The 17,062-nt window shown below is 66.2% G+C and carries 16 protein-coding genes and 1 pseudogene; 7 read left to right on the forward strand and 10 right to left on the reverse strand.

What is annotated here, in order from left to right:
- The first annotated feature begins 49 nt into the window (after positions 1-49).
- Positions 50-1,489 (forward strand): beta-barrel assembly-enhancing protease, encoded by a 1,440-nt coding sequence (locus tag pbN1_RS16420; RefSeq protein ID WP_169201967.1) that lies wholly within the window; start codon positions 50-52, stop codon positions 1,487-1,489.
- A gap of 86 nt (positions 1,490-1,575) precedes the next feature.
- Positions 1,576-1,806, forward strand: coding sequence for a sulfurtransferase TusA family protein (locus tag pbN1_RS16425; RefSeq protein WP_169201966.1), 231 nt, complete (start codon positions 1,576-1,578; stop codon positions 1,804-1,806).
- Positions 1,807-1,903: 97 nt separating this feature from the next.
- Here the strand turns inward: pbN1_RS16425 and pbN1_RS16430 are convergent, their stop codons facing one another.
- The 4 genes from pbN1_RS16430 to pbN1_RS16445 form a co-directional block, all read right to left on the reverse strand.
- A complete protein-coding gene (locus pbN1_RS16430) occupies positions 1,904-4,750 on the reverse strand; it encodes a valine--tRNA ligase (protein WP_169201965.1) in 2,847 nt (948 codons plus the stop codon).
- Positions 4,751-4,840: 90 nt separating this feature from the next.
- A complete protein-coding gene (locus pbN1_RS16435; protein ID WP_169201962.1) occupies positions 4,841-5,320 on the reverse strand; it encodes a hypothetical protein in 480 nt (159 codons plus the stop codon).
- Positions 5,317-5,754, reverse strand: coding sequence for a DNA polymerase III subunit chi (locus pbN1_RS16440; protein ID WP_169201961.1), 438 nt, complete (start codon positions 5,752-5,754; stop codon positions 5,317-5,319). The genes pbN1_RS16435 and pbN1_RS16440 overlap by 4 nt, the downstream gene beginning before the upstream one ends.
- Before the next feature lie 17 nt (positions 5,755-5,771).
- On the reverse strand, positions 5,772-7,271 hold the full coding sequence (locus tag pbN1_RS16445; RefSeq protein ID WP_169201960.1) for a leucyl aminopeptidase: 1,500 nt from the start codon (positions 7,269-7,271) through the stop codon (positions 5,772-5,774).
- Positions 7,272-7,380: 109 nt separating this feature from the next.
- Here pbN1_RS16445 and lptF point away from each other — a divergent pair, with 109 nt between their 5' ends.
- Positions 7,381-8,460, forward strand: coding sequence for an LPS export ABC transporter permease LptF (gene lptF / locus pbN1_RS16450; RefSeq protein WP_169201959.1), 1,080 nt, complete (start codon positions 7,381-7,383; stop codon positions 8,458-8,460).
- Positions 8,457-9,536, forward strand: a complete 1,080-nt coding sequence (gene lptG, locus pbN1_RS16455; RefSeq protein WP_169201958.1) for an LPS export ABC transporter permease LptG — start codon at positions 8,457-8,459, stop codon at positions 9,534-9,536. Before lptF ends, lptG begins: the two co-directional genes overlap by 4 nt.
- 124 nt (positions 9,537-9,660) lie before the next feature.
- Here lptG and rplS read toward each other — a convergent pair whose 3' ends face one another.
- From rplS to rpsP, 4 genes are all read right to left on the reverse strand, one after another.
- Positions 9,661-10,047, reverse strand: coding sequence for a 50S ribosomal protein L19 (rplS, locus tag pbN1_RS16460; RefSeq protein ID WP_169201957.1), 387 nt, complete (start codon positions 10,045-10,047; stop codon positions 9,661-9,663).
- A gap of 85 nt (positions 10,048-10,132) precedes the next feature.
- Positions 10,133-10,924: a tRNA (guanosine(37)-N1)-methyltransferase TrmD gene (trmD, locus tag pbN1_RS16465; protein WP_169201956.1), complete on the reverse strand. Its 792-nt coding sequence runs from the start codon at positions 10,922-10,924 to the stop codon at positions 10,133-10,135.
- A 7-nt stretch (positions 10,925-10,931) separates the two neighbouring features.
- The gene (rimM, locus tag pbN1_RS16470) at positions 10,932-11,438 is read right to left on the reverse strand and encodes a ribosome maturation factor RimM (protein WP_169201955.1); all 507 of its coding nucleotides are present in this window, start codon (positions 11,436-11,438) and stop codon (positions 10,932-10,934) included.
- Between the two features lie 21 nt (positions 11,439-11,459).
- Complete coding sequence (gene rpsP, locus pbN1_RS16475) at positions 11,460-11,711, reverse strand: 30S ribosomal protein S16 (protein WP_011239832.1); 252 nt, start codon at positions 11,709-11,711, stop codon at positions 11,460-11,462.
- Between the two features lie 190 nt (positions 11,712-11,901).
- On the opposite strand from rpsP, the gene pbN1_RS16480 reads away from it, so the two are divergent.
- The gene (locus pbN1_RS16480; RefSeq protein WP_169201954.1) at positions 11,902-13,425 is read left to right on the forward strand and encodes a hypothetical protein; all 1,524 of its coding nucleotides are present in this window, start codon (positions 11,902-11,904) and stop codon (positions 13,423-13,425) included.
- Here pbN1_RS16480 and pbN1_RS16485 read toward each other — a convergent pair.
- Positions 13,413-14,636: a YihY family inner membrane protein gene (locus pbN1_RS16485; protein ID WP_169201953.1), complete on the reverse strand. Its 1,224-nt coding sequence runs from the start codon at positions 14,634-14,636 to the stop codon at positions 13,413-13,415. The two genes, pbN1_RS16480 and pbN1_RS16485, sit on opposite strands and share 13 nt — an antisense overlap.
- 85 nt (positions 14,637-14,721) lie before the next feature.
- Between pbN1_RS16485 and pbN1_RS16490 the strand changes: the two are divergent.
- Positions 14,722-14,868: pseudogene (locus tag pbN1_RS16490) on the forward strand (NAD(P)H:quinone oxidoreductase); the annotation flags it as partial.
- On the forward strand, positions 14,868-15,227 hold the full coding sequence (locus pbN1_RS16495; protein WP_169201952.1) for a DUF2069 domain-containing protein: 360 nt from the start codon (positions 14,868-14,870) through the stop codon (positions 15,225-15,227). The pseudogene pbN1_RS16490 and the gene pbN1_RS16495, both read left to right, overlap by 1 nt.
- Positions 15,228-15,265: 38 nt before the next feature.
- Here the strand turns inward: pbN1_RS16495 and pbN1_RS16500 are convergent, their stop codons facing one another.
- Complete coding sequence (locus tag pbN1_RS16500) at positions 15,266-16,801, reverse strand: 2-isopropylmalate synthase (RefSeq protein WP_169201951.1); 1,536 nt, start codon at positions 16,799-16,801, stop codon at positions 15,266-15,268.
- Positions 16,802-17,062: the final 261 nt, after the last annotated feature.

The raw sequence follows: 17,062 nt of genomic DNA on the forward strand, positions 1-17,062 counted from the left end.
ATACATTCCGCGCGGAACGGTTGGAAGTGGATGGGTATCATAGCATCCGATGATCAAACGACTTTTTATCCTGCTGCTGTGCGTCGCGATGGTGCCGCGCCTGAACGCGGCCGATCTGCCGGATCTCGGCGACGTCGCGGCGTCCGAACTTTCCCCGCTCGCCGAGCGCAGGATCGGCGAATCCATCATTCGCGAGATCCGTTTCCGCGATGCCGCCTATCTCGACGACGCCGAAATCGAGGACTACGTCGATCGCCTCGGCCAGCGCCTCGTGACGGCGAGCGCGGCGCCCTACCAGGAGTTCGACTTCTTCGTCATCCGCGATGCAACGCTCAATGCCTTCGCGCTGCCGGGCGGCTTCATCGGCGTGCATAGCGGGCTGATCCTGGCGGCTGAATCGGAATCCGAGCTGGCTTCGGTGCTGGGGCATGAAATCGCCCACGTGACGCAGCGCCACATTGCCCAGCTGGTCGGCAAGCAGAGCCAGTCGAGCATGGTGATGCTCGCGTCGCTGCTCGTCGCGGTGCTCGCGGCGCGCAGCAATTCGCAGATCAGCGAGGCGGCGATCGCCGCCGGGCAGGCGGGGGCGATCCAGTCGCAGCTCGGCTACACGCGCGACTTCGAACGCGAGGCCGACCGCCTGGGCCTGCAGACGCTCGAAGGGGCGGGCTACGACGTGCGCGGCATGCCGAGTTTCTTCGAGCGTCTGCAACGCGCGAGCCGTTTCTATGAGAACAATGCGCCGAGCTACCTGCGCACCCACCCGCTGACCGGCGAGCGGATTTCGGACATGGGCAACCGCGTCGCGCAGATGCGCTATCGGCAGGTGCCGGATTCGCAGGATTTCGGGTTCGTGCGGGCGAAGCTGCGCGTCACCGCGGCCGCGCCGCTCGACGCAGTGCGGGAATTCCAGTCGCTGGCGGCGAAACACGGGGCCGACGCCGCGGCGCGCTACGGTCTGGCGCGCGCGCTGCTCGCGGCCGGGCGGATCGATGAGGCGACCAAGGCGCTCGACGTGGTGCGGCGCGACGCTCCCGCATCGCCGTTCATCGAATCTCTCGCGGCCGAGTTGCGGCTTGCGGCGCGTGACCCCGCCGCCGCGGTGAAGATCCTCGAGGCGGCGCAGGCGCGATTCCCCGACAGCCGCGCGCTGCGCTACGCGCTGGTCGATGCATTGCTGCAGGCCGGCCGCGCATCCGATGCGGCCGTGATGGCGCGCGCGGAAGCGCTGCGCCGCACTGACGATGACCGCATGTGGACGCTCGTCGCACGCTCGGAGGCGGCGCTTGGCCGCCGCACCGCGCAGCATCGCGCCCAGGCGGAAGTGTACGTGTTGCAGGGAAGTTTGCCGGCGGCGATCGAGCAACTCGACCTCGCGCGCCGCGCGGGGGATGGCGACTTCTACGAGCTTTCGGCCGTCGATGCGCGGGTGCGCGAGCTGAAAGCCGAGGAGCGCCAACGCCGGCTCGACAAGCGCGAGGGGAACTGAGGAGCGCAGATCGCCTTTTGCGAATGGGGGGCGAGCCTTTAGAATCCGCCGCTTGATCGATCGAGAATGCGACGAGGAATGGACTGATGGATTTCGACAAGGAAGTCGATGCACGCGGGCTGACCTGCCCGCTGCCGATCCTGCGCGCGAAGAAGATGCTCGCGGAAATGACCCCCGGCCAGGTGGTGCGCGTGCTCGCCACGGACCCCGGATCGGTGAAGGATTTCCAGGCCTTCGCGAAGCAGACCGGCAACGAGTTGCTGCAGCAAGGCGAAACTGCCGGCCAGGCTTTCGAATTTTTCCTGCGGCGCAAGTAGGATTCCGCGGCCCTTTTTTATTGCCGCGCCTCGGCGCCGATAAAAAAGGGGCCGCCCATTGACTGCGGGCGGCCCCTTGCGTTGTGCCGTCCCTGGCTCAGCGCGCGCTGAGTTTGTCCAGTTGCGGACGTAGTTTTTCGAGCGTGGCTTTGAACCCGGCGAGCCGCTCGCGTTCCTGCCGTACGACTGCGGCGGGGGCGCGTGCGACGAAGCTCTCGTTGCCGAGCTTGCTCTCGGCCTTCGTCATTTCGCCTTCGAGGCGGGCGATCTCTTTCGCGATGCGCTCGCGCTCGGCAGCGAGGTCGATTTCGACGCGCAACATCAGCTTGAAGCTGCCGGCGACGGCGACCGGGGCGAGTTCGTCGGTGCCGATTTCGTCGACGACCGCGACCTCCGACAGCCGCGCGAGTCCGGCGAGATACGGCACATAGCCCTTGAGCGTCGTCGCGTCGCCGGCGGCGACGAGTGGCATGCGCTGGGCCGGCGAAATGTTCATCTCGCTGCGCAGGTTGCGGCAGGTGCCGATGATCGCCTTCAGCTCGGCGATCTTCGCTTCGCTTGCTTCGTCGAGCCGCGACAGATCGGCCTCGGGGTAGCGCGCCAGCATGATGCTGTCGGTGTCCTTGCGCCCGGCGAGCGGCGCGACCGTCTGCCACAGCTCCTCGGTGATGAACGGGATCAGCGGGTGCGCGAGGCGCAGCACCGTCTCGAGGACGCGCAGCAAGGTGCGGCGCGTCGCGCGCTGCTGGGCTTCGGTGCCGCCCTGGATCTGCACTTTCGCGAGTTCGAGGTACCAGTCGCAATACTCGTCCCAGACGAATTCATACACCGCCTTCGAGACGAGGTCGAAGCGGTAGTCCTTGAAGTGCTGCGCGACGTCGGCTTCGGTGCGCTGAAGCTTCGACACGATCCAGCGGTCGGCGAACGAGAAGTCGAGGTTCGCGGCGTTGCACGCGGCGCTGCCGGCCGCAGCACTGATGCCGCAATCCTGGCCTTCGCAGTTCATCAGCACGAAGCGCGTCGCGTTCCACAGCTTGTTGCAGAAATTGCGGTAGCCCTCGCAGCGCGACAGGTCGAACTTGATGTCGCGCCCGGGGGTCGCGAGCGACGCGAAGGTGAAGCGCAGCGCGTCGGTGCCGAACGCGGGGATGCCTTCGGGGAATTCCTTGCGCGTCTTCTTCTCGATGCTCTGCGCCTGCTTCGGGTTCATCAGCCCGAAGGTGCGTTTCTTCGCGAGTTCGTCAGCCGAGATGCCGTCGATGAGGTCGATCGGGTCGAGCACGTTGCCTTTCGACTTCGACATCTTCTGCCCTTCGCCGTCGCGGATCAGGCCGTGCACATAGACGTCTCGGAACGGGATCTTGCCGGTGATGTGCTTCGTCATCATCACCATGCGCGCGACCCAGAAGAAGATGATGTCGAAGCCGGTGACGAGCACGCTGGAGGGCAGGTAGAGGTCGAGCGCGTCGTTCGACTTTTCCGGCCACTCGGGCGTCCAGTCGAGCGTCGAGAACGGCCACAGCGCTGACGAATACCAGGTGTCGAGGACGTCCTCGTCACGGCGCAGGCGGCCGGTGTAGCCGTCCTGCGCGGCGAGCCCCTTCGCTTCCGCCTCGTCGTGCGCGACCCACACGCGCGCGTCGCCTTCGACGTCCGCGTACCACGCAGGGATTTGGTGGCCCCACCACAGCTGGCGCGAGATGCACCAGTCCTGGATGTTGTTGAGCCACTGGTTGTAGGTGTTGACCCAGTTCTCGGGGTAGAAGCGGATTTCGCCCGAAGCGACGCATTCGAGCGCCTTCGCGGTGATGCTCCTGCCATCTGTGCCTGGCTTGGTCATCGCGACGAACCACTGATCGGTCAGCATCGGCTCGATGACCGCGCTGGTGCGGTCGCCGCGCGGCACCATCAGCTTGTGCGGCTTGATGCCGGCGAGCAGCCCCTGCGCCTCGAGGTCCTGCACGATGACTTCGCGCGCGACGAAACGGTCCATGCCGCGGTATTTCTCCGGCGCGTCGTCGCTGACATGCGCGTCCAAACGCAGGATGCTGATCATCGGAAGATTGTGACGCAGGCCCACGGCATAGTCGTTGAAGTCGTGCGCGGGCGTGACCTTGACGCAGCCGGTGCCGAACTCGCGGTCGACGTAGTCGTCGCCGATGATCGGGATGTCACGCTCGCACAGCGGCAGGCGCACCGTCTTGCCGATCAGGTGGGCGTAGCGTTCGTCTTCCGGATGCACCATCACCGCGACGTCGCCGAGCATCGTCTCGGGCCGGGTCGTCGCGACGGTCAGGCCCTTCAACTCGCCGACCGGCCCGTCGCTGAACGGGTAGGTGATGTGCCACAGGAAGCCGTCTTCCTCTTCCGATACCACTTCGAGGTCCGACACCGCGGTGCCGAGCTTCGGATCCCAGTTGACCAGCCGCTTGCCGCGGTAGATCAGCCCTTCGTTGTAAAGGCGCACGAAGGTCTCGGTGACGGTGTCCGACAGGCCTTCGTCCATCGTGAAGCGCTCGCGCTTCCAGTCGGGCGAGGTGCCGAGGCGGCGCATCTGGCGCGTGATCGTGCCGCCGGAATATTCCTTCCACTCCCACACTTTCGCGATGAACTTCTCGCGGCCGAGGTCGTGGCGCGAGATGCCTTTCGCGTCGAGCTGGCGTTCGACGACGATCTGCGTCGCGATGCCGGCGTGGTCGGTGCCCGGCTGCCACAGCGTGTTGAAGCCGCGCATGCGGTGGTAGCGGGTCAGCGCATCCATGATCGTCTGGTTGAAGCCGTGGCCCATGTGCAGCGTGCCGGTGACGTTCGGCGGCGGCAGCAGGATGCAGAATGCGTTCGGGTTCGACTTGTCGAGGCCGGCGTCGAAATGACCGCGCGCTTCCCATTCGGGATACCAGCGGGCTTCGATCGCCGCGGGCTCAAAACTTTTGGCCAGTTCCATGGTGTACTCGGGGGCTTGAAGGCAAAGGGCGGATTATAGCGGATCGACGACGCCCGCTCCGGGCGCAGCCCGGGGGCTTCGGGCGGCGGCTCAACGCCGCTTCGCGGGCGGCGTTTCGAGGCTGCGCGAGATGTGTTCGGACAAGGTCGGGAGCAGGGTCGCGCGCAGGTGCGCGAGCGCTTCCACCTGCAGGCGATCGGCGAGTTTGTCGAGTTCGCGCGACAGCAGTTGCGGCAGTTCGGTGGCGAACCAGTTTTCGACTTCGCGCGAAATTGCAGTGTCGAGGCTGACGAGCTGTTCGGCGAGCTCGCTGGCGGCGATCGGGACGGACTCGGCCGTCGCGGCCGCAGGCACCGGTTCGGCAAGCTCCAGCCCTTCCAGTTCGGACGGGTCGACGATATCGGTCAAGACCGGCAGTTCGTCGTCGTCGAGCGCGACGAATTCATCGGGTTCCGGAAGATCCGCGCCCTTGTGGCGGCGCAGCAGCGCATTGGCCTTGTCGAGGAGCTCGTCGGCAGCTTTCAGGTCGTCGTCCGGATCGATGCGCGGCGGCGCGCCCCATCTGCTCATAACGCCTCCCGCCGTACCGCGTCGAACGCCTGCAGCGGCAGTTCGCGTTGCTTGTAGTGCGTCCAGCGCGCACGCGCCGGGAGCTTCTGTGCCTCGCCCTGGCCGACGATCTCGACGAGCATGCGAAAGCGCTCGAAATCCGGCGGGATATCGTCGGCGAGATTGAACAGCAGCTCGGCGTGCGGCCACGCGGTCGCCCGGGTGGCGTCGCCGATGACCACCGGAGTCCGCGCCGCCAGGGGTGCGTCAGCCATCACGTGGGGGACGAACAGCAGCGGGTCGAAGCTCCACAGCAGCTGATCGAGCTCGCGCGCCGCGGCCGCGCCCGGCACCCGCACCGCAACGCGGCGCCCGCCCGAGTAGGCGCGGGCAGCCAGTTCGCACGCCAGCGCGAGAGGGTTCTCGGCGTTGTGGTAGAACTGCACCCGCGTCATGAACGTCGACGCCGCGTTCAGCCCGGCGCCCCCTGGCTACGGGCGATCAGGAACTCGGCGAGCAGCGGCACCGGTCGCCCCGTCGCGCCCTTGGCGTCGCCCGACACCCACGCGGTGCCGGCGATATCGAGATGCGCCCACTTGTATGCCTTCGTGAAGCGCGCGAGGAAGCACGCCGCGGTGATCGTGCCGGCGAAGCGCCCGCCGATGTTGCCCATGTCGGCGAAATTGCTCTTCAGCAACTCCTGGTATTCGTCCCACAGCGGCAGCTGCCACGCGCGGTCGCCGGACACGGTGCCGCAGTCGAGCAGTTCGCGCGCGAGCGCGTCGTCGTTCGCCAGCAGTCCGCTCGGGATCTTGCCGAGCGCGACGACGCAGGCGCCGGTGAGCGTTGCGATGTCGACGACGCAGGCGGGCTTGAAGCGTTCGGCGTAAGTCAGCGCGTCGCACAGGATCAGTCGGCCTTCGGCGTCGGTGTTGAGGACCTCGATCGTCTGCCCGCTCATCGATGTGACGACGTCGCCCGGTTTCGTCGCGCTGCCGCCCGGCATGTTCTCGGTTGCCGGGATGAGGCCGACGACGTTGATCGGCAGGGCCATCCGCGCGATCGCCTTGAACGTACCCAGCACGCTCGCCGCGCCGCACATATCGAACTTCATCTCGTCCATTTCGGCGCCGGGCTTCAGCGAAATGCCGCCGGTATCGAAAGTGATGCCTTTGCCGACCAGCACGACCGGCTTGTCCTTCGATTTGCCGCCCTTGTAGTGCATGACGATGAACTTGGGCGGCTGGTGCGAGCCGCGCGCGACGGACAGCAGCGAGCCCATGCCGAGCTTTTGCATGTCGTCGCGGTCGAGCACTTCGACCTTGAGCTTGTACTGCTTGCCGAGCGCGACCGCGGTGTCGGCCAGATAGCTCGGCGTGCAGAAATTGCCGGGCAGGTTGCCCAGATCCTTCGCCAGCGCCATGCCTTCGGCGATCGCCTGGCCGCGTTGGACCGCCGCCTCCATGCTCGCCGTGATCTTCTCGCCCGTCAGCAGCACGACTTTGCCCGCGCCGCGACGCTTCGAGTCCTTGTCCTTGCCCTTCGTCGCGTCGAAGCGATACGCGCCATCGGCGATCGCGCGAACGAGCTGCTGCAGCGCCCAGTCGATGTCGCGCCCGGGCACCGGGATGTCGGCAAGGCATACCGCGACGTCGCTCGCCGGACCCGACGCGAGAGCCTTGCCGACGGCGGCGAGCGCGTCGCGCCACGCCTTGTCGCCGAACTCGTCCCGCTTGCCGAGGCCCACGGCCAGTACGCGTTCGCAGGCGCTGCCCGGCAGGTCGTGGATCGCGAGCAGCGAGCCCGCCTTGTCCTCGAGATCGCCACGGCCGAGGATCGCCGCGAATTTTCCCTTCGAGGCCTTGTCGAGGGCGGCTGCCGCGCCGCCGAGCTGTCCGTCGGCAAAGACGCCGACCACCACGCTGCCGGTTTTCAGTTTTTCCGGCGTCCCGGTCTTTATGGTAAATTCCACGCACAGCTCCTTTGATAGACGCGACGTTCCGATTGCCGCCGATTATGGCCCGTCCCCGGCGAATGCGTCAAAAGTCACTTTCCCCAACGCATATCGAATCCTTCGCGCGATGATTTTCAGCCGCGCTCTTCAGCGTGAGTTCTTCCAGTCGGCCGCCGGGGTGTTCGTGGCGCTGTTCGCCATTCTGATCACCGTGGTGCTGATTCGCCTGCTCGGCCAGGCTGCCGGCGGGCGCCTGCCGTCCGATGCGGTGCTCGCGCTGATCGGCTTCGGTTCGCTGACCCGGCTGCCGATCGTGCTGTCGCTGACGGTTTTCATCGCGGTGCTACTGTCGCTGTCGCGCTCGTACCGCGATTCCGAGATGGTCGTCTGGTTCGCCTCCGGGCTGCCGCTGACCGCGTTCATTCGTCCCGTGCTGCGCTTTGCGTTGCCGATCGTGTTCACGATCGCGGCGATGACGTTGTTCGTCGCGCCGTGGGCGCAGCTGAAGAGCGCGCAATACCAGGCGCGAATCGATTCGCGCAACGACGCATCGCGCGTTGCGCCCGGGGTGTTCCGGGAATCGGTCGGCGCGCAGCGGGTGTTCTTCGTCGAGATGGGGGCGGGCGAGGATGGCAAGGTTCGCAACGTCTTCGTCAGCACCGAGAAGGACGGACGGCTCGACGTCATCGTGTCGGCCGAAGGGTCGTTGCGCACGGACCCGAACGGCGATCGCTTCGTCGTCCTCGAGAAGGGCCGGCGCTACGAGGGCGAGCCCGGTTCGCCTGAATACCGCGTGCTCGAATTCGACCGCTACAGCGTCCTCGTCGAGGAACGCGAGGCGGCGGGCCCGGCGTCGCGCGCCAGCACGACCCCGACGCTGGAACTGCTGGCCGACCCCACGCCCCGCAAGCTCGGCGAACTGCTCGGCCGTATCGGCATGCCGGTCGCCGCGCTGCTGCTGGCCTTGATGGCAATCCCGTTGTCGTTTGTCAATCCTCGTGCGGGGCGCGCGAACAACCTGCTGTTCGCGATCCTGACGTATCTGGTCTACAGCAATGCGATCAGCGTGTTCCAGGCCTGGGTGTCGCAGGGCCGGCTGCGGTTCGAACTGGCGGTATGGCTGCCGCACGTCGTCGTCCTCGCGGTTCTCGCGCTGATGTTCTATCGGCGGCTGGCGATTTCCCCGTTCTGGCGAGCCCGCGCATGAACCGCGTGCTGACCCGGTATCTCGCGCGGGAAATCCTCGGCGCGACGGCGATGGTGCTGCTGGCCTTCCTCGGCCTGTTCGTATTCTTCGACTTCATCAACGAGCTCGATGTGGTCGGCAAGGACGGCTACGAACTGCACCACGCGCTGATTTTCGTCGTGATGCTCATACCGGGCCGGGTGTACGAGCTGCTGCCGGTGGCGGTGCTGATCGGCACGCTGTACGCGCTGACGACGCTCGCGCGCCACTCCGAAATCACCGTCATGCGAGTCTCCGGGCTGTCGACGCCGGCGATGCTGCGCGCCCTTGGGGGGATCGGCGTGATCTTCGTCGTGCTGACGTTCGTCATCGGCGAATACGTCGCACCGCCTGCCGAGCAGGCGGCGCAGCAGTGGCGGCTGACGGCGACCCATTCGGCAGTGTCGAACCAGTTGCGCTCGGGCCTGTGGGTCAAGGACGGTCCGCGCGTCGTCAATGTGCGCACAGTGCTGCCCGATCGCAGCATGGAAAAGGTGCGGATCTACGATTTCGATGCGCAACACGCGCTGCTGTCGATCAGCGAGGCGGCGACCGGGCGTTACGACGCCGCCCAGCAGGGGTGGCGGCTCGAAGGGGTGCGGCAGACGAGATTCCTCGGTGACCACACCGACGTCGTCGATCTGACGGAGCTCACGTGGCGGTCGGACCTGACGCCACAAGTCCTGAGCGTCCTGATGGTCGTTCCGGAACGCATGTCGGTGACGACGCTCTTCGCGTACATCAGCCACCTGCGCGAGAATCGCCAGAACGCCGACCGTTATGAGATCGCGCTGTGGAAGAAGCTCGTCTATCCGTTCGCGGCGCTCGTCATGATGGCGCTGGCGCTGCCGTTTTCCTTCACCCACGACCGCATGGGGGGAGTCAGCATGAAAGTGTTTCTCGGCGTCATGCTCGGTATCGGCTTCCACCTGCTGAATGGCCTCTTTTCGAGCCTCGGCGTGATCAACAGCTGGCAACCCGCGCTGGCGGCACTGACGCCGAGCGCGCTGTTCCTTGCTGCCGCAGCAGGGATGCTGTTCTGGGTCGAACGGCGCTGACGCAACGCGGGGCTGTGGCGGAAGCCCTTGCTGTAAGCGAAATCGAGCGGTGAGGTGGACTGTGTGAGGTGGACAAAAAAACGGGCCTCGCAAGGCCCGTTTCCAGCTGCCGATCGACGTCCGCTCAAGCTTTCTTCGCGGCCGGCGCCTTGTAGTTCAGCTTTTCCTTGATCCGCGCCGACTTGCCCGAGCGCTCGCGCAGGTAGTATAGCTTCGCACGGCGCACGTCGCCGCGGCGCTTCACCTCGATGCGCTCGACCAGCGGCGAGTACGTCTGGAACGTGCGTTCCACGCCTTCGCCCGAGGAAATCTTGCGGACGATGAAATTGGAGTTCAGGCCGCGATTGCGCTTCGCGATCACGACGCCTTCATAAGCCTGCAGACGTTCGCGCGTGCCTTCCTTGACTTTCACCTGAACGATCACGGTGTCCCCGGGAGCGAACGCGGGGATGGTCTTGTTCTGTGTGAGGCGGGCGATTTCTTCCTGTTCGAGCTGCTGAATCAGGTTCATTTGCGACTCCTGTCGTTCCAATGGCACTTGGCCTTGCGTGCAGAGCAGGCCGGACGCCTGATGCATGCGGTTTGTATTCGGGTCTTCAGGCGCTGCCGCCTTCGACCCCTTCTTGTTCGTGCCTGAATTCTTCAAGCAGCGACAATTCTTCCTTGCTCAGCGTGCGCCCCTGCAGCAGGTCGTGCCGCCGTCGCCAGGTCGTGCCCAGCGCCTGCTTGAGCCGCCAGCGACGGATCGCGGCATGATTGCCGGAGAGCAGTACCTGCGGAACGCGCTCCCCTTCGTAAATCTCGGGTCTCGTATAGTGGGGGCAGTCGAGCAAGCCGTCCACAAACGAGTCCTCCTGCGCCGATTCCGCATCGTTCAGCGCCCCGGGCAGCTGGCGTACGATCGCGTCGAGCAGCACCATCGCCGGCAGTTCGCCGCCCGAAAGGACGAAATCCCCGAGCGACAGTTCTTCGTCGACGCAGCGATCGATCAGCCGTTGATCGACCCCTTCGTACCGTCCGCACAGCAGCGTCAGCGCCGGCAGGGCCGTCAGTTCCACGACCTTGGCGTGATCCAGCGGCCGGCCTTGCGGCGACAGGTAGATCACGCGTCCCGCGGCGCCGAGCGCCTGCTCCTGCGCCGCTTTTGCCCTGCCGATCGCTTTCTCGAGCGGTTCGGCCAGCATCACCATCCCCGGTCCGCCGCCATACGGGCGGTCATCCACGGTCCGGTGCGGGTCGGCGACGAAATCCCGCGGGCTGTGGAAGGCGATCTCGTAGAGGCCGCGTTCCAGCGCCCGCCGCGTGATGCCGCTCGCCGTCAGCGCCGCGAACATCTCCGGAAACAACGTGATCACATCGAAGCGCCTTGCGGCGGCCGGGGTGTTCACGCTGCCGTCACCAGTCCTTTTGCCAATCGACACGGATCGTCCGGGCTGCGAGATCCACGTCGAGCACGTAGGCGGCGACGAACGGAATCAGCCGTTCCTCGTCGCCGTCGCGCACCTGCAGTACGTCGTGGGCGCCTGTCGACATCAAGGCTTCGACCGTGCCGAGTGCTTCGCCGGCCTGGTTGACCACCGCCAGTCCGATGAGGTCGCCCCAGTAGTATTCGTCCGCGTCGGGTTTGGGGAGCGCTTCGCGCGGCGCCCCGATGAAGCGGCCCTGAAGCGCTTCGGCCGTATTGCGATCGTCGTGGCCGACGAAAGCCGCGACCAGGCTGGCGCCGTGCTCCTTGAAGCCCGCGAGCTTGACCGGTTGCCACGCCGATTCCGGGGCGTCGGCGTCATCCGCGAGCCACCACTGCGACATCTCGCTCCAGGACAGCGGATCATCCCCGAAAGGATGAACCCTGACCCAACCCTTGACGCCAAAAGGGGCGACAATGCGCCCCAGTACGATCATGTCGGCAAACCGCCGGAACGATCAGGCAGCGGCTTTCGCTGCTTGCTTGGCCAGACGGAGCACCGTCGGCGACAGCTGGGCGCCGTGCTGCTTCCAGTATTCCAGGCGCTCGGCGTTGACGACCAAGCCCTTTTCGGACTCGGCGGCCATCGGATTGTAGAAACCAACGCGCTCGATGAAGCGCCCGTCGCGACGGTTGCGCGAATCGGCGGCGACGATGTTGTAGAAGGGGCGCTTTTTGGCGCCACCACGGGCAAGGCGAATGACGACCATTTGGGTGTCCTGATCAGTAGGTGCGAAAAGCCGATGATTGTAGGGCATATGCCCGACGGGGACAAGCGCTGCCTTCATCGTGACGCAATTCACGCGCGGTCGATGTTCCGGGCGGGGGAGGCGGTGCACGGCGCGCAGCACCGTGATTCTTGAATAGAATGCTGGACCTTTTCGACGGAACCTGATCCGCATGACTTTCCCCGAGCCTGTTCCGGCTTGCATCGCCGCGGCCCTTGCGTGGCTCGACGCGGAGCCTGCCGACGACCCGGTCGTGGACCTGGAAAGACTGCGCGGGCATTTCACCGCGCTTTCGGCGCTGTCGGTCGGCAACGCGCAATTCCTCCAGTGCGTCGAACAGTTCGAAGCGCGGGTGCTCGATGTCTGCGAACGTTTCAAGTCCCGGCTTCTCGCTGCGGCGCTGCCGGTGCCGCGCAGGCAGTACGTCGCGGCAACCGACCTGGCCGGATCGCTGCTTGAGATCGCCGCGAGTCTGCAGCGGGTGATGGCGGCGGTGCGCGAGGGCGGGCTACGGACATGCAGCGATCCGGAGGTCTACTGCGCACGGGCGTTGCGACTCGTGGAGGAAGCCTCCCTGGTCGCGATGATGTGCGGCAGACCGGCTCCCGGGGAGTTGTGGCGCCTCGCTTGCGAACTCGTTGTCGCCGGCGGCCATGCTGACGGCGACGGGGATGCGCTTCCCGGTACGGCTGCGGCGGACGTGGCGCTGCAATTCAAGCGCCTGCTGGCGCTGGCCGCGCTGCAGCCGGAAACCCTGACCGCTCGGGAACTCGTGTGGGCGCACGATTTCCTCGGGCAGGCAGCGGTCGCGGCGGAGTTTTCACGCGCGCCACTCCTGCCGGCCTCGGCCGCATTCTGGCTCGACCAGGCGGCGGGCGCCCCGCCGGTGGCGATGGTGCGCGGCGAGCCGCCCCTGTCGGACAAATTGCTGTATTTCTCCGCTTACGGCGTCGCCCGCGCGCTCTTGCCAAAGCTCGAATGGCTCAAGGCGGGCATCTCTCCCGAGGAGTCGGTGGGGTTTGCGCCGGACAGCGAGGCGTTCGGAGTTGAGGGGCCGGGACTGCCGGTCGGACTGACCCCGGACGAGGCGTTGTCGCTGCTCGGGAGGATGCGCGAGCGCTGGACGTCTCCCCCGAGCCGCACCCAGGCGCGGCGCTCCGGTCGGTATCCCGTGCAGGTATGTGTCGGGTTGCAGGCGATCTGGGACGTGAGTCGCGGTGCTGCAGATCCGGAGAGTATTGCCGAATGGATCGTGGTCAACGAGAGTTCGGGCGGGTATGCGATCATCGCGGTGTCGGGAGTGACGGGCGGCGTGGCGGCGGGGATGCTGCTGGCACTGCGCCGGGATGTCGCCGAGTCCTGGACGCTGTGCCTGGTGCGCTGGATTCGCAGCGACAGCCCGGATCGGGTCGAGCTCGGATTGCAGGTCATCGCGTCCGGGTGGAGCGCCGTCTCGGTGGGTTTTGGCGGCGGCGACACGCATGCGATGGCTCCAGCGCTGCGGTTGGCGCCGGTGCCCGCCTTGCGCCGCCATCCGGCGCTCGTCGCCCCGGCCGGCACCTGCACGTCGCGCGAGTTCAGCCTCGTGCACGAGAGTGATCACCTCTATGTCGCGCAGGCGCGGGTCCTCGGTCTGGACATGCAGACGACGAGTGTGGAAATCTTCCAGTACGAAATCGATCTCTACCCCGTCTGAACCCGGCTCCCGGCGGAAGTCAGGGCGGACAGCGGCAGATCGGCCGAATGCAGGGCCGTGGCGAGCCGCTCGGCGATGCGTCGCGATGCCTCATCGCCGTCCGAAGCGTCGCGCCAGGCGGCGGGCGACAGCGCGAAGCGGTTCACGACGGCCGCCAGGCCGATCTCCGCGGCTTGCCGGCTCAGCAGCCAGTTCCCCTCTTCGGTGTGCGCGACCCAGCCGGCGTCGCGCATCTCGCCCAGCAGGGCCTCGCCTTCGTTGCTGCTGATGCGCGCCCCGGCTTGCAGCGTCGCGAATGGAAGGGTGGTGCCGGCGTGCTGGGCTTCGGCCAGCGCGATGAGCATCGTCACGGCGGCCCAGGCGCGATCGCCGGGAAAAGCGCGCAGGATACGCGCGCGTTCGAAAAAGCCCGGCAGGGTCGCCGACAGTGCGGCGCCGAGCAGGATCACGACCCACGACAGATAGAGCCAGACGAGAAAGATCGGCAGCGCCGCGAAAGTGCCGTAGATCAGCGTATAAGTCGGCATGCGGACGATGAAGAGCCCGAACAGCCGCTGCATCAGCACAAACACGACCGCTGCCGCGACGCCGCCGGCCAGCGCGTGCAGCATCCGCACCGGATGGTTCGGGACGGCGTAGTAGAGAAAGCTGAACAGCGAACCGAGCAGGACGGTCGACACGAGGCGGGCAAACGTTTCGCCGACCCACGACCCTTCGCCGGCCAGCGCGATCGATGTCGCGACCAGATGGCCGGTCGCGAGCACGCTGCCGCCGAGCGCAAGCGGACCGAGAGTCAGTGCAAACCAGTGGACCATGAGGCGCGTGAGGAGCGGGCGCGGACGACGCACCCCCCAGATGTGATTGAACACGTGGTCGATCGTCATGAGCAACATCAGCGCGGTCAGCACCAGCAGCACGGTGCCGATCAGCGTGAGCCCGGCCGCTTGCTGCGAGAACTGGAACGCGTAGGTCGCGATGATCTGTCCGGCACGGTCCGGCAGGAGGTTTTCGAGCAGGAAAGTGCGCAGTGACGCGCCGAGCCGCGAGAACGCGGGAAAGTTGCTGAACAGCGCGAGGATCACCGTGAGCAGCGGAACGATCGCCAGCAGCGTCGTGAATGCGAGGCTGCCTGCGACTTGCGGGCAGCGGGTGGCGACGAAACGTCCTGCCAAGAGGCGCATGAACTCCCGGGCGGCGGTCAGCGGCATCATCGAGTGGGTTCCGGGGCGGCGGGAGGCTGGCGCGTATAATTCCATTATTCTAGCTGCGGCTGTCCACATGAAAGAAATCCTCGTCCTGTATCGAAGCGGCGGCACGCCCTATGGCGCGAGCCATGTGTCGGGCGCGGATGGCAATCCCGAACTGAGCGCCGACGAGATCCACCTGGCCACGGCGCTCGGGCGGCGCCTCGCGTCGAGCGCGCTGAAACTCGCGGAGGAGTGATGACGCCGCGCGCATTGAACCTCGCATCGAGCATCCTGCTCGTCGCATTGATCGCGCTGTGCCTGCTGTGGGAAATCTGGCTCGCGCCGTTGCGGCCGGGCGGTTCGTGGATGATGCTGAAGGTGTTGCCGTTGATGCCGGCGCTGTTCGGCGTGTTGAAAGGGCGGCGCTACACTTACCAGTGGCTGTCGATGCTGGTGCTGCTGTACCTCGTCGAAGGGGTCGTGCGCGCGACCGATCCCGGCCTCGCGGGAATGCTCGCGATCGCCGAGGCGGTCCTCGCGATGCTGCTGTTCGCCAGCGCCGTGCTGTATGCACGGCTCTCGGCGCCGTCGCGCCAGCGGCGGCCGAACGGCTGACTGCGGCCGCCGGCGTCATCGCTGGCGGCCACGGTGGTTCACAGCTGCGGGTTCAGCCGCTCGAGCTTGCTGTGCAGCTTGTTCAGTGCGTTGAGATAGGCCTTCGCCGACGCGACGATGATGTCCGTATCGGCCCCCTGGCCGTTGACGACCTTGCCTTCCCTGGCCAGGCGAACGGTGACTTCGCCCTGCGCGTCGGTGCCGGTGGTAATCGCATTGACCGAATACAGCAGCAACTCGGTGCCGCTGCCGGCGATCGCCTCGATCGCCTTGAACGCGGCATCGACAGGGCCGGATCCTTCGGCTGAAGTTCGCGTCTCCTGCCCGTCCACGGACAGCGTGAGGTCGGCCCGCGGCGTCTCGCCGGTCTCGGAATGGAAGCGCGAGGCAACGAGGCGGTAGTGCTCCTGGTCGGGGGTGACGACCTCGTCGCTCATCAGCGCCTGGATATCCTCGTCGAAGATCTCGTGCTTCTTGTCGGCGAGTTCCTTGAAGCGCGCGAACGCATGGTTCAGGTGTTCCTCGGACGCCACGACGATGCCGATTTCCTGCAAGCGACTGCGGAACGCGTTGCGGCCGGAATGCTTGCCGAGCACGAGCTTGTTCGCGCCCCAGCCGACGTCCTCGGCGCGCATGATCTCGTAGGTTTCGCGGTGCTTGAGCACGCCATCCTGGTGAATGCCGGATTCATGGGCGAAGGCGTTCGCGCCGACGATCGCCTTGTTCGGCTGGACCGGAAAGCCGGTGACGCCGGACACCAGCTTCGACGCTGGCACGATCTGCGTGGCGTCGATGCGCGTGTCGCACGGGAACACGTCCTGGCGCGTGCGCACCGCCATCACCAGTTCCTCGAGCGCGGCGTTGCCGGCCCGTTCGCCGAGGCCGTTGAGCGTGCATTCGACCTGCCGTGCACCGGCCATGACCGCAGCGAGCGAGTTCGCGACGGCAAGACCGAGGTCGTTGTGGCAATGCACCGACCACACGACCTTGTCGGAGTCCGGCACGCGCTCGATCAGCGTGCGGATGGTGTGCGCATATTGCTCGGGGACGTTGTAGCCGACGGTGTCGGGCACGTTGATCGTCTTCGCGCCGGCCTTGATGACGGCCTCGAAGATGCGACAGAGGAAGTCGATCTCCGAGCGGCCGGCATCCTCGGCCGAGAATTCGATGTCGTCGGTGTATTCCTTCGCCCAGCCAATCGCACGCACCGCCTGCTCGACGACCTGGTCGGGCGTCATGCGCAGCTTCATTTCCATGTGGATCGGGCTGGTCGCGATGAAGGTGTGGATGCGTCCGCGCGCGGCGGGAGCGATCGCCTCGCCGGCGCGGCGGATGTCGGCTTCGTTCGCGCGCGCGAGGCCGCAGACCGTTGATTCCCTGATCGCTTCCGCAATCGCGCGCACCGACTCGAAGTCGCCGTTCGAGGCTGCTGGAAAGCCGGCTTCGATGACGTCGACGCGCATCCGCTCCAGCTGCCGGGCGATGCGCAGCTTCTCGTCGCGGGTCATCGACGCGCCGGGGCTTTGTTCGCCGTCACGCAAGGTGGTATCGAATACGATCAAGTGGTCTTTCATCGTCGGCTCCTGGGAAAATTGGATAGCGAAAACGGATATGACAAGTGCCGGCGCTTTCACGCCGGCAGCAGGCAAACAACACGAAGGGAGGGGGAATGTATTTAGCGCGCGGGGCGCAGCAGCGGGCCGAGCAGCAGGCCCGCCGGCAGAAGGCGAAGCGACAGGAGGGAGGGGTCGCGTTCGAAAGTCATGCTCCGGACTATAAAACAGGCGCCGGAAATTGCGCAAGCGCGAGGCCGATTGTTTTTGTCGATCCTCGCG

It is taken from the genome of Aromatoleum bremense (assembly GCF_017894365.1).
Lineage (GTDB): Bacteria > Pseudomonadota > Gammaproteobacteria > Burkholderiales > Rhodocyclaceae > Aromatoleum > Aromatoleum bremense.

Excerpts from the sequence above, each read along its gene's own strand:
- pbN1_RS16420 (WP_169201967.1), top strand. The coding sequence starts at position 50 with ATGATCAAACGACTTTTTATCCTGCTGCTGTGCGTCGCGATGGTGCCG.
- pbN1_RS16425 (WP_169201966.1), top strand. The coding sequence starts at position 1,576 with ATGGATTTCGACAAGGAAGTCGATGCACGCGGGCTGACCTGCCCGCTG.
- pbN1_RS16430 (WP_169201965.1), bottom strand. The coding sequence starts at position 4,750 with ATGGAACTGGCCAAAAGTTTTGAGCCCGCGGCGATCGAAGCCCGCTGG.
- pbN1_RS16435 (WP_169201962.1), bottom strand. The coding sequence starts at position 5,320 with ATGAGCAGATGGGGCGCGCCGCCGCGCATCGATCCGGACGACGACCTG.
- pbN1_RS16440 (WP_169201961.1), bottom strand. The coding sequence starts at position 5,754 with ATGACGCGGGTGCAGTTCTACCACAACGCCGAGAACCCTCTCGCGCTG.
- lptF (WP_169201959.1), top strand. The coding sequence starts at position 7,381 with ATGATTTTCAGCCGCGCTCTTCAGCGTGAGTTCTTCCAGTCGGCCGCC.
- lptG (WP_169201958.1), top strand. The coding sequence starts at position 8,457 with ATGAACCGCGTGCTGACCCGGTATCTCGCGCGGGAAATCCTCGGCGCG.
- rplS (WP_169201957.1), bottom strand. The coding sequence starts at position 10,047 with ATGAACCTGATTCAGCAGCTCGAACAGGAAGAAATCGCCCGCCTCACA.
- rimM (WP_169201955.1), bottom strand. The coding sequence starts at position 11,438 with ATGATCGTACTGGGGCGCATTGTCGCCCCTTTTGGCGTCAAGGGTTGG.
- rpsP (WP_011239832.1), bottom strand. The coding sequence starts at position 11,711 with ATGGTCGTCATTCGCCTTGCCCGTGGTGGCGCCAAAAAGCGCCCCTTC.
- pbN1_RS16480 (WP_169201954.1), top strand. The coding sequence starts at position 11,902 with ATGACTTTCCCCGAGCCTGTTCCGGCTTGCATCGCCGCGGCCCTTGCG.
- pbN1_RS16485 (WP_169201953.1), bottom strand. The coding sequence starts at position 14,636 with ATGATGCCGCTGACCGCCGCCCGGGAGTTCATGCGCCTCTTGGCAGGA.
- pbN1_RS16495 (WP_169201952.1), top strand. The coding sequence starts at position 14,868 with ATGACGCCGCGCGCATTGAACCTCGCATCGAGCATCCTGCTCGTCGCA.
- pbN1_RS16500 (WP_169201951.1), bottom strand. The coding sequence starts at position 16,801 with ATGAAAGACCACTTGATCGTATTCGATACCACCTTGCGTGACGGCGAA.